Below are 11,847 nucleotides of genomic sequence, written 5' to 3' on the forward strand. Positions count from 1 at the left end.
CATGCGCTTCCGCCACCCCGACGGCTCCACCGTCCACCTCGCCTACTGCACCAACGTCCACCCCGCCGAGACCCTCGACGGCGTCCTCGCGCAGCTCCGCGACCACTGCGAACCCGTCCGCCGCCGCCTGGGCCGCGACCGGCTCGGCATCGGACTGTGGCTCGCCAAGGACGCCGCCCACGCCCTCGACACCGACCCGTCCGCCCTGCGCGGCCTGCGCACCGAGCTGGACCGGCGCGGCCTGGAGGTCGTCACCCTCAACGGCTTCCCGTACGAGGGCTTCGGCGCCGAAGAGGTCAAGTACCGGGTCTACAAGCCGGACTGGGCCGACCCGGAACGCCTCGACCACACCACCGCCCTGGCCCGTGTCCTCGCCGGGCTCCTCCCCGACGACGTCGGCGACGGCACCATCTCCACCCTGCCCCTCGCCTGGCGCACCGCGTACGACGACGAGCGCGCGCAGACCGCCCGCGCCGCCCTGCGCACCCTCGCCGAACGCCTCGACGCCATCGAGGAGCTGACCGGCCGCTCCATCCGCGTCGGGCTGGAACCGGAACCCGGCTGCGTCGTCGAGACCACTCACGACGCCATCGCCCCGCTCACCGCGATCGCCCACGACCGCATCGGCATCTGTGTCGACACCTGCCACCTCGCCACCTCCTTCGAAGACCCGCACACCGCTCTGGACGCCCTCACCGAGGCCCGCGTCCCCGTCGTCAAATCCCAGCTCTCCGCCGCCCTGCACGCCGAACACCCCCATCTGCCCGAGGTCCGCGAGGCCCTCGCCGCCTTCGCCGAACCCCGCTTCCTGCACCAGACCCGCACGGCCACCGCCGCCGGCCTGCGCGCCACCGACGACCTGGACGAGGCCGTCGCCGGCCACGCCCTGCCCGACGGCTCACCCTGGCGCGCCCACTTCCACGTCCCCCTGCACGCGGCCCCCGCCGCACCCCTCACCTCCACACTCCCGGTCCTGAAGACCGCACTCACCCGGCTCGTCGGCGGCCCGGCCCCGCTCACCCGCCACCTGGAGGTCGAGACCTACACCTGGCAGGCCCTCCCGCCCGAGCTGCGCCCCCGCGGCCGCAGCCAGCTCGCCGAGGGCATCGCCGCCGAGCTCGCCCTCGCCCGCGATTTGTTGACGGACCTCGGCCTGAAGGAGCTGCCATGAGCAACGGCGCCCATGAGCACCCCGACCCGGCCGCCGCGGACCGCCCCACCCCGCTCCTCGTCCTCGACGTCGTAGGCCTCACCCCCCGTCTCCTCGACCACATGCCCCACCTCAAGGCGCTCGGCCGGTCCGGCTCCCGCGCCTCACTGGGCACCGTCCTGCCCGCCGTCACCTGCGCCGCCCAGTCCACGTTCCTCACCGGCACCATGCCCTCGGAGCACGGCATCGTCGGCAACGGCTGGTACTTCCGCGATCTCGGCGACGTCCTCCTGTGGCGCCAGCACAACGGCCTCGTCGCCGGTGACAAACTCTGGGACGCCGCCCGCCGCGCCCACCCCGGCTACACCGTCGCGAACATCTGCTGGTGGTACGCCATGGGCGCCGACACCGACATCACCGTCACCCCCCGTCCGGTCTACTACGCCGACGGCCGCAAGGAACCCGACTGCTACACCAGGCCGGCCGCGCTGCACGACGAACTCACCGACAAACTCGGCACGTTCCCCCTCTTCCACTTCTGGGGACCCGGAGCGGACCTCGTCTCCAGCCGGTGGATCATCGACGCGACCCGCCACATCATCCGCACCCGGCACCCCGACCTGACGCTCTGCTACCTCCCTCACCTCGACTACGACCTCCAGCGCTTCGGCCCCGACGACCCGCGCTCCCTGAAGGCGGCCGCCGACCTGGACGCCGCCATGGCACCGCTCCTGGACGACGCCCGCGCCGAGGGCCGCACGGTCGTCGCGCTGTCCGAGTACGGCATCACCCGTGTGAACCGGCCCGTCGACATCAACCGCGCCCTGCGCCGCGCCGGCCTGCTGGAAGTGCACACCCAGGACGGCATGGAGTACCTCGACCCGATGGTCTCCCGTGCCTTCGCCGTCGCCGACCACCAGATCGCCCACGTCTATGTGCGCCGCCCCGAGGACCTCGACGCCGCCCGGGCCGCCCTCGACGGCCTGCCCGGCATCGAGCAACTCCTCGACGACGAGGGCAAGAAGGCCCACCACCTCGACCATCCGCGCGCCGGCGAACTCGTCGCCGTGGCGGAACCCGACGCCTGGTTCACGTACTACTACTGGCTCGACGACGCCCGCGCGCCCGACTTCGCACAGCTCGTCGAGATCCACCGCAAACCCGGCTACGACCCGGTCGAGCTCTTCATGGATCCCCTCGACCCCTACGTCAAGGTCAAGGCGGCCACCGCGCTGGCGCGCAAGAAACTCGGCATGCGCTACCGCATGGCGGTCGTGCCCCTGGACCCCTCACCTATTCGCGGCAGCCACGGCCGCCTCCCGGCGAGCGACGACGACGGTCCGCTCCTCATCTGCTCCACCCCCCGCGCTGTCGGCGACCGCGTCGCGGCCACCGATGTGAAGTCACTGCTGCTCCGACTCGCCGGTCTCGACTGAGGCCGTAACCGTCAGTCCCGACTGGTCACAAGTGAAGCACTCACCACTGACAACGCCCCGCGATCACGAGGAGTTCCACGCATGAGCCGCTTCTCCCAGCCCGACCCCGAGCTCACCCACCGCCTCAGCAGACGCGGCATGCTCGGCGTGGCCGCAGGCGCCACCGCCGCCGCCCTGCTCGGCGCCGCCGCCCCCGCGACGGCCGCCACCGGCAGCACGTCCGGAGCCACGGGCACGGCCTCCGGCGCCAAGGGCCGCGGCCGTCCCGTCCTGCCGCCCGGCCGCCTCGGCATCCAGCTCTACAGCCTCCGCGACAAGGTCTCCACCCTGGGCTTCGGCCCCGTCTTCGCCGAACTGGAGAAGTACGGCTACGACGAGGTCGAGTTCGCCGGCTACACCCAGGGCTCGGCCGGCCCCATCACACTCGCCCAGCTCAAGCGGCTGGCCCGGAACCACGGTCTGAACCCGATCGGCAGCCACGTCGGCTACTACTCCGACGACCCGAACGCCTACACCTTCGCCCAGAACCTCACCAAGGTCCTCGACGACGCCCAGGCCCTCGGCCTCAAACACATCGGCACGGCCGCCGGCCCGTTCCGCTACGGTTCGACCGTCGACGCCTGGAAGCGCGCCGCCGAGGACTTCAACACCTACGGCGCGGCGGCGAAGGCCCGGGGCATGAAGTTCTACCAGCACAACCACTCCGAGGAGTTCGGCTTCGCCACCGACAACCCGAAGGTCCGCCTCTACGACGTCCTGCTCAAGGAGACCGACCCGGACCTCGTCCACCTGGAGATGGACATCTACTGGGCGTACGTCGGCCAGTTCCGCTTCTCCAAGCGGCCCGACGGCACACCCGCCCCGTTCGAGCCGCTCAACTACGTCCTCAGGCAGCCCGACCGCTACCCGCTGTTCCACGTGAAGGACGGGGAGAGCGACCCGTCGAACCCGTACGGCTACCGCATGACCGATGTCGGCGACGGCGACATCGACTACCAGCGGTTCATCTCCGCCGTGACCCGGTTGCGCGGCCACCGCATGGCCCACCACTGGCAGGCCGAGCACGACAACCCGGCCGAGTCCTTCACGTTCGCGCGCCGCTCCAGCGCGCACCTGCACTCGCTGCGGGAGAAGTGCTGAGGGCCCTGCACACATGAGGAGGCCCCTCCCCGGCCGGGGAGGGGCCTCCTCATGTGGGGGACGGTCAGCTCACCGGCTGTGCCTGAGCGCGTCCTGGCCGTGCCTGGGCACGTCCCGGCTGGCGCAGCAGCAGCGCGACCGCCGCCGCGAGCATCGACACGCCCCCGGCGAGCGCATACGCGCCGTTGTAGCCCCAGGCCGCGACCACCATGGAACCCAGCCCGCCGCCGAACAGGCCGCTGATCAGCTTGCCGCTGTAGACCAGCCCGTAGTTGGTGGCGTTGTAGTTCTCCCCGAAGTAGTCCGGCGTGAGCGCCGCGAACAGCGGATAGAACGCGCCGCCGCCGAAGCCGGAGAGGAACGCGAAGAACAGGAACAGCCACTCGCTCTTCAGGTCGCCCGCCCAGATGACGCCGAACTGGGCGAGGCCCAGGACGACGATGACGAACACCAGGGTGGACTTGCGGCCCCACCGGTCGGACAGCCAGCCCACCACGCCGCGGCCGACGCCGTTGACGACCGCCATCAGGCCCATGGACGACGCCGCCACCAGTGGGCCGAAGCCCACCTCCTTGGCGAAGTCGACCTGGAAGGAGATACCGAAGATGGACACGCCGGCGGTCATCACCACGGAGAGCCACATCAGCGGCAGCATGCCCGTCCTGATGGCCTCCTTCGGGGTGTACTGGCGTACCGCCGGGGGGTTCTTGGCGAGGCTCGTGGCGTTCTTCCGGTCGCCGGAGTGGGTCAGCGGATCGATGTCGGCCGGCCACCAGTTCTTCGGCGGGTCCTTGAAGAAGAAGGCGCAGGCCAGCACCACGATCATGACGTAGCAGCCGATGAGGTCCAGGACGCGGTGGTAGTTCGCCGTGTCGAAGCCGTAGTTGAAGATGAAGATGAACGGCAGCGACCCGTACGCGAACCCGCCGTTGACGAAGCCCGTGCGGGCGCCGCGTCGTTCCGGGAACCACTTGCCGACCATGTTGATGCAGGTGGCGTAGACGAGCCCGGCGCCGATCCCGCCGACCACGCCGAAACCGAGGATCGCCAGCAGCACGTTGCTCAGGTGCGACAGGGCGAGGAACCCCAGCAGGCACATGCCCGACCCGAGGTACATGGCCGTGCGCGCCGTCAGACGGCCCTTCTCCCGCAGCCAGCCCGCGGGGAAGGCGACGCCGGCCTGGAAGAACACCCAGACGCTGAGGATCCAGAAGGTGTTGCTCTGCGTCCAGCCGTGCGCGTGGGACAGGGTGTCCTCCGCGGAGCCGTACGCGTACTCGAAGACGCTGATGGCCATCATGGCGATCCACGGCAGATACACCATGAGCTTGCGGGAGTGGCCGAGGATGTCCCGGTCGGTCTCGCCGACGCGGTAGACGCGGCCGTGTGAGTCGGTGACCTCGCGGTAGGGACGGTGTGCGGCGTCGGAGGGTGTGGACGAACTGTTTGCTGCGTACGGATCTGCCGTCATGTCAGGCCGTGTCCTCGCCGAGCGGTTGCGGGTTGGGAGCGATGCGGCGCCTTTCCTTGTCGCGTCCCGGCGGGGTCAGGAACAGTGCCATGCAGCCGGCGAAGAGGGAGATGGAGCCGGCCAGGATGAACGCACCGGAATGTCCCCAGGCGCCCACGACCACGGCGCCCATGCCCGCGCCCAGACCGGAGACGAGTTTGGCGCTGTAGACCATGCCGTAGTTGGACGCGTTGTTGTTCTCGCCGAAGTAGTCGGCGGTGAGGGCCGCGAACATCGGGAAGATGGCGCCGCCGCCGAAGCCGGAGATCGCGGAGAAGATCAGGAACAGCGTGAGGTTCTTGCTCTCGGCCGCCCAGAGGATGCCGTACTGGGCGAGGCCCAGGATGAGGCAGACGACCAGCAGGCACCGCTTGCGGCCGTAGAGGTCGGAGAGCCAGCCGATGACGCCGCGGCCGGTGCCGTTGACGACGGCCTTCAGGGACATGGCCGTGGCCACGATGCCGCCCGCGAACCCGGCTTCCTCGCCGATGTCCACCTGGAAGGCGATCCCGAAGATGTTCACGCCGGACGTGCACGCCAGACAGAACCACATCAGGGCCACCCGGCCGGTCTTCCACGCCTCCTTGGGGGAGTACTGGCGCACCGCGGGCGGGTTCATCCGCAGCGAGCGGGCCGCGCGCGGGTCGTCGGGCGGGTTCAGCGGGTCGATCGTGGCGGGCCACCAGTTCTTCGGCGGGTCCTTGAAGAAGTAGCCGGAGCACGCGACCAGTCCGGCCAGGAACAGACCCACCGAGACCAGCACCCAGCGGAAGTTGGTCAGGTCCATGTAGCCGTTGAAGAGGAAGACGAAGGGCACCGAGCCGTAGGCGAAGCCGCCGTTGACGAAACCCGTCTTGCCGCCCTTGCGTTCCGGATACCACTTGCCGACCATGTTGACGCAGGTGGCGTACACCATGCCCGCGCCCATGCCGCTGAACATGCTGAAGCCGATGTAGGCGAAGACGACGTGCGGCGCGAAGGCCAGCGACAGGTAGCCCAGCAGCGTGCCCGTCGCGCCGAGCATCATCGCCCAGCGGGCCGGAAGTTTTCCGCTCTCACGCAGTTTGCCCGCGGGGAAGGCCACCGCGGCCTGGAAGAAGACCCACACGGTCATCATCCAGAAGATGTGCATGCTGTCCCAGTGGTGCGCGGTGTGCAGGGTGTCCTCGGCGGACGCGAACGCGTACTCGGCGGAGGAGATGCCCATCATGCCGATCCACGGCAGGATGACCATCCACTTGCGTTTGCGGCCCATGATGTCGATGTCGGTCTCACCGATGCGGTAGACGCGTCCGTTCGCGTCCGTGACCTCTCGGTAGGGAACCGTGGTGGGCAGATCGGTCGTTGTCATGTCGTGTCGCACCCCTTGCGTCGAAAGATCTGGCCAGCGCCCCCTGTCCCATGCCTTTCGTGCGCGTGCGGGTCCCGGGGCCGGCCGACGCGCACCGTCGGCCGGCCCCCCCGCTCCCTCACCTCATGTACCGCCCCCCAGCAGCTGCGCCGCCCGCGCCCAGCGGTACTTCGCGCCGAGCACGGCCACCGGTTTCTCGGTCGTGTACGGGTACGCCACGACCCCGCGCTCGAAGAGGTACTGGCAGGCCTCCTCGACCTCCACGTCACCCGCGAGCGACGCCACGACCGGCTTCTCGATCCCCCGCTCCCGGAACTCGGCCACCACGCGCGCGGTGAGCTCCGCGAAGACCATGGGAGGAGTGACGATGGTGTGCCAGTAGCCGAGGACGAGCGCGTGGATGCGCGGATCCTCGAGCCCCAGCCGGATCGTCGCCTCGTACGTCGACGGCGGCTCGCCCCCGGTGATGTCCACCGGGTTGCCCGCGGCCCCGAAGGGCGGGATGAACTTGCGGAACGCCTCGTCCAGGTCCGGCGGGATCTCCATCAGCGACAGGCCGTTGTCCGTGACCGCGTCCGAGAGCAGCACACCGCTGCCGCCGGCTCCCGTGATGATCACGACGTTGTCGCCCTTGGGGGCGGGCAGCACGGGCAACGCGCGCGCGTACTCCAGCATGTCGTTCAGCCCCGGCGCCCTGATCACCCCGGCCTGCCGCAGGATGTCGTCGTACACGGCGTCGTCGCCCGCCAGGGCGCCGGTGTGCGAGCCGGCCGCCTTCGCACCCGCCGCCGTACGCCCGGCCTTCAGTACGACCACGGGCTTCTTCGGCACGGTCGCCCGCGCGGCCTCCACGAAGGCGCGCCCGTCCTTGAGGTCCTCCAGGTGCATCGCGATGCACTCGGTGTGCGGGTCCTCCCCGAACCAGGTCAGCAGGTCGTCCTCGTCCAGGTCCGACTTGTTGCCGAGCCCGACGATCGCCGACACGCCCGTCTTGGTGGTGCGGGCGAAGCCGAGAATGGCCATCCCGATGCCGCCGGACTGCGAGGTCAGCGCCACCCCGCCCTTGACGTCGTACGGCGTGCAGAACGTGGCGCACAGGTCCTGCCAGGTCGAGTAGTAGCCGTAGATGTTCGGCCCCAGCAGGCGTACGCCGTGCCGCTCGGCGATCTTCACGATCTCCGCCTGGAGTTCGTGCTCGCCGGTCTCGGCGAACCCGGAGGGAATCAGCACGGCGTTCGGGATGCCCTTGCGTCCCACCTCCTCCAAGGCGGCGGCCACGAACTTGGCGGGGATCGCGAACACCGCCACATCCACCTCACCGGGAACGTCCGTGACACTCTTGTACGCCTTGCGGCCCAGAATGTCATCGGCCTTGGGATTCACCGGGTGGATGTCGCCCGCGAACCCGCCGTCGACGAGGTTGCGCATCACCGAGTTGCCGATCTTGCCCTGCTCGTTGGAGGCACCGATGACGGCGACCGACCTCGGCTGCATCAGCCGGCGCATCGACGTGAGGATCTCCTCCCTCGAGTACTTCCGGCGCGGCGCGGGCTGCGACTCGGCGAGGATCACCCGGATGTCGGCCGCCACCGCCCCCTCCGCGGTGGCGATCACCGGGTTGAGGTCGACCTCCGCGATCTCCGGGAAGTCCGCGACGAGTTCCGACACCCGGCGGATCTGCTCGGCGACGGCCCACCGGTCCACGCCCGCCTGGCCGCGCACCCCGCGAAGGATCTCCGCCGAGCGGATCGAGTCCAGCATGGACAGCGCCTCGTCGGCGTCCACCGGAGCGAGCCGGAACGTCACGTCCTTCAGGACCTCGACGAGCACCCCGCCGAGCCCGAACGCCACCACCTTCCCGAACGTCGGGTCCGTGACCGCGCCGACGATGACCTCCTGCCCCTTCGGCAGCAGCTCCTGCACCTGCACACCCGAGATACGGGCCTTGGGGTCGTACGCACGGGCGTTGTCGATGATGGTGTGGAACGCCGCCCGTACGTCCGCCGCGCCCTCGACCCCGACGATCACCCCGCCGGCGTCGGTCTTGTGCAGGATGTCCGGCGAGACGATCTTCATCACGACGGGCCCGCCGAAGCGCGCCGCGAACGCCACGGCCTCGTCGACGTCGGTCGCCAGCTCCTCGCCCGGTACGGCGATCCCGTACGCGTCGGCGATCACCTTGCCCTCGGGCGCGGTCAGCGCGGTCCGCCCCTCGGCCCGCACGGAGTCCAGGACGCCCCGCACCCGCAGGACCCGGTCTTCGGCCATCACGTCAGATCACTCCGTTCGACTTGAGCAGGCGCACTTCCTCGTCGCCGAGGCCGAGTTCGCCGACGTAGACCTCTTCGTTGTGCTCGCCGAGGAGTGGCGAACTGGTCACCTCGACGGGGGAGTCGGACAGCTTCAGCGGGCTGCCGACGGTGACGAACTCGCCGCGCTCGGGGTGCGGGACGGTGACGACCATCTCGTTGGCGACCAGCGACCGGTCCTCGATGATCTCCTTCGTGGACAGGATCGGGCCGCACGGGATGTTGTGCGCGTTGAGCCGCTCCAGCACCTCCCACTTGGGCAGCGTCGAGGACCACTCCTCGATCAGCTGGAACATCTTGTTGAGCTTGGGAAGCCGCGCCTCGGGCGTCGCCCACTCGGGGTCGTCCGCCAGCTCCGGCCGGCCGATGAGTTCGCTGATCGGCCGCCAGCCCACGGGCTGCACGATGACGTACACGTAGTCGTTCGGGCCGCCCGGCGCGCACTTGACCGCCCAGCCGGGCTGGCCGCCGCCGGACGCGTTCCCGGACCTGGGAACCTCGTCGCCGAAGTCCTCGTTGGGATATTCAGCGAGCGGCCCGTGTGCCAGACGCTGCTGGTCCCGCAGCTTCACCCGGCACAGGTTCAGTACAGCGTGCTGCATGGCCACGTTGACCCGCTGCCCGCGACCGGTGCGCTCCCGTTGGTAGAGCGCGGCGAGGATGCCCGCCACGGCGTGCACGCCCGTCCCCGAGTCCCCGATCTGGGCCCCCGTCGCCAGCGGCGGCCCGTCCTCGAAACCGGTGGTCGCCATCGACCCGCCCATGGCCTGTGCGACGACCTCGTACGCCTTGAAGTTGGTGTACGGGCCCTCGCCGAACCCCTTGATGGAGGCATAGACGATCCGTGGATTGATCTCCTGGATGCGGTCCCAGGTGAAGCCCATCCGGTCGACCGCGCCTGGTCCGAAGTTCTCGACCATGACGTCGGAGCGCCGGATCAGCTCGGTGAGGATCTCCTTGCCGCGCTCGGTCTTGGTGTTGAGGGTGATGCTCCGCTTGTTGCAGTTGAGCATCGTGAAGTAGAGGGAGTCGACGTCCGGCAGGTCACGCAGCTGCTTGCGCGTGATGTCGCCGGTCGGCGCCTCCAGCTTGACGACGTCCGCGCCGAGCCAGGCGAGCAGCTGGGTCGCGGAGGGCCCGGACTGGACGTGGGTCATGTCCAGGACGCGGATGCCTTCGAGGGCCTTGGTTCCTGTCATCGGGGGCACCTCACTTGTACATGGTCTGGTTCATGGTTCCGGGGGCGTACGCGTCGGGGTCGACCCAGACGTTGATCAGGGACGGCTTGCCGGACTCGCGGGCGCGCCTGAGGGCCGGGCCGATGTCGGCGGGGTCGCGGACCTCCTCGCCGTAACCGCCCAGCATCTGGGCGAACTTGTCGTAGTGGACGTCGCCGAGGGTGTTGCCGACCCGCTCGCGGTCCTTGCCGTACTTGGCGGCCTGGCCGTAGCGGATCTGGTTCATGGAGGAGTTGTTGCCGACGATGCCGACGAAGGGGAGGTCGTAGCGGACGAGCGTCTCGAAGTCCCAGCCGGTGAGGGAGAACGCGCCGTCGCCGAAGAGCGCGACGACCTCCTTGTCGGGCCGCGCCTGCTTGGCCGCGAGCACGAAGGGGACGCCGACGCCGAGCGTGCCCAGGGGGCCGGGGTCCATCCAGTGCCCGGGCGACTTGGGCTGCACGACCTGCCCGGAGAAGGTGACGATGTCGCCGCCGTCGCCGATGTAGATCGAGTCCTCGGTGAGGAAGTCGTTGATCTCGCTGACCAGCCGGTACGGGTGGATGGGCGAGGCGTCCGACCTCAGGCTCGGCAGCCGCTTCTCCAGAGCGGTCTGTTCGGCCGCCCGCAGCTCGTCCAGCCACTCCTTGCGCTTCGACGCCCCGCCGTTGATACGTCCGGAGGCCGCCTCGGTCACCGACTTCAGCACCAGCCCCGCGTCGCCCACGATGCCGAGGTCGATGTCGCGGTTCTTGCCGACCGTGCGGTAGTCGAGGTCGATCTGCACGACGGTCGCGTCCGGTGACAGCCGCTTGCCGTAGCCCATGCGGAAGTCGAAGGGTGTGCCGACGATGACGATGACATCGGCGCCGGAGAAGGCGTACCGGCGCGACAGCTGGAAGTGGTGCGGGTCGCCGGGCGGGAGGGTGCCACGGCCGGCGCCGTTCATGTACGCCGGGATGTTCAGCGTGCGCACCAGCTCGATGGCCGATGCGGTGCCCCGGGTCGTCCACACCTGGCTGCCGAGCAGGATGGCCGGTTTCTCGGCGTGCACCAGCAGGTCGGCGAGCTTCTCGATCGCCTCCGGATCGCCGGCCGAGCGGGTCGAGGCGCGGTAGGCGCCGGCCTGCGGCACGCGGGCCTTGGACGCGGGCACCTTGGCGTCCAGCACATCGCGCGGGATCTCCAGGAAGGAGGGCCCGGGCGCACCGTGGTAGCACTCGCGGAACGCCATGGACACCATGTCCGCCGCGCGCGCCGTGTCCGGCACGGCCGCCGCGAACTTGGTGATGGGGTTCATCATGTCGACGTGCGGCAGGTCCTGGAGGGACCCCATCTTGTGCTGGGTGAGGGCCCCCTGACCGCCGATCAGCAGCATCGGCGACTCCGCGCGGAAGGCGTTGGCGACACCGGTGACGGCGTCGGTCGTCCCCGGTCCCGCGGTGACCACCGCACAGCCTGGCTTGCCGGTGATGCGCGCGTAACCGTCGGCGGCGTGGGCGGCGACCTGCTCGTGACGGACGTCGACGACCTCGATGCCCTCGTCGACGCAGCCGTCGTAGATGTCGATGATGTGGCCGCCGCACAGGGTGTAGATGCGCTCGACCCCCTCGGCCTTCAGCGCCTTGGCTACGAGATGACCACCGGAGATCATGTCCTGGGTGTCGTCGGGCATGGCGAAGTCCTGTCCCTTCGTAGGGGGTTGGAACGTCTCGCGGTACATTGCATACAGTC

At 69.7% G+C, this 11,847-nt stretch carries 8 protein-coding genes; 3 read left to right on the forward strand and 5 right to left on the reverse strand.

Annotated elements, in window-relative coordinates:
* Window position 1: 1 nt before the first annotated feature.
* From eboE to QF034_RS34335, 3 genes are all read left to right on the forward strand, one after another.
* On the forward strand, window positions 2–1,171 hold the full coding sequence (gene eboE / locus QF034_RS34325) for a metabolite traffic protein EboE (RefSeq protein ID WP_307178566.1): 1,170 nt from the start codon (window positions 2–4) through the stop codon (window positions 1,169–1,171).
* Window positions 1,168–2,586 carry an alkaline phosphatase family protein gene (locus QF034_RS34330; RefSeq protein WP_307178567.1) on the forward strand — a complete coding sequence of 473 codons (1,419 nt, stop codon included), beginning with the start codon at window positions 1,168–1,170 and terminating at the stop codon, window positions 2,584–2,586. Before eboE ends, QF034_RS34330 begins: the two co-directional genes overlap by 4 nt.
* Window positions 2,587–2,667: 81 nt before the next feature.
* Window positions 2,668–3,726, forward strand: a complete 1,059-nt coding sequence (locus QF034_RS34335) for a sugar phosphate isomerase/epimerase family protein (protein ID WP_307178568.1) — start codon at window positions 2,668–2,670, stop codon at window positions 3,724–3,726.
* 64 nt (window positions 3,727–3,790) lie between these two features.
* Here the strand turns inward: QF034_RS34335 and QF034_RS34340 are convergent, their stop codons facing one another.
* From QF034_RS34340 to QF034_RS34360, 5 genes are all read right to left on the reverse strand, one after another.
* Window positions 3,791–5,197: an OFA family MFS transporter gene (locus QF034_RS34340; RefSeq protein WP_307178569.1), complete on the reverse strand. Its 1,407-nt coding sequence runs from the start codon at window positions 5,195–5,197 to the stop codon at window positions 3,791–3,793.
* 1 nt (window position 5,198) lies between these two features.
* A complete protein-coding gene (locus QF034_RS34345) occupies window positions 5,199–6,587 on the reverse strand; it encodes an OFA family MFS transporter (protein WP_307178570.1) in 1,389 nt (462 codons plus the stop codon).
* Window positions 6,588–6,710: 123 nt separating this feature from the next.
* Window positions 6,711–8,855 carry an acetate--CoA ligase family protein gene (locus QF034_RS34350; protein ID WP_307178571.1) on the reverse strand — a complete coding sequence of 715 codons (2,145 nt, stop codon included), beginning with the start codon at window positions 8,853–8,855 and terminating at the stop codon, window positions 6,711–6,713.
* A 4-nt stretch (window positions 8,856–8,859) separates the two neighbouring features.
* Entirely contained in the window at window positions 8,860–10,095 is a 1,236-nt protein-coding gene (gene frc / locus QF034_RS34355) for a formyl-CoA transferase (protein WP_114256408.1), read from the reverse strand.
* Between the two features lie 10 nt (window positions 10,096–10,105).
* Window positions 10,106–11,788, reverse strand: coding sequence for a thiamine pyrophosphate-binding protein (locus QF034_RS34360; protein WP_307178572.1), 1,683 nt, complete (start codon window positions 11,786–11,788; stop codon window positions 10,106–10,108).
* Window positions 11,789–11,847 lie beyond the last annotated feature (59 nt).

This window comes from Streptomyces africanus (assembly GCF_030816955.1).
Lineage (GTDB): Bacteria > Actinomycetota > Actinomycetes > Streptomycetales > Streptomycetaceae > Streptomyces > Streptomyces africanus.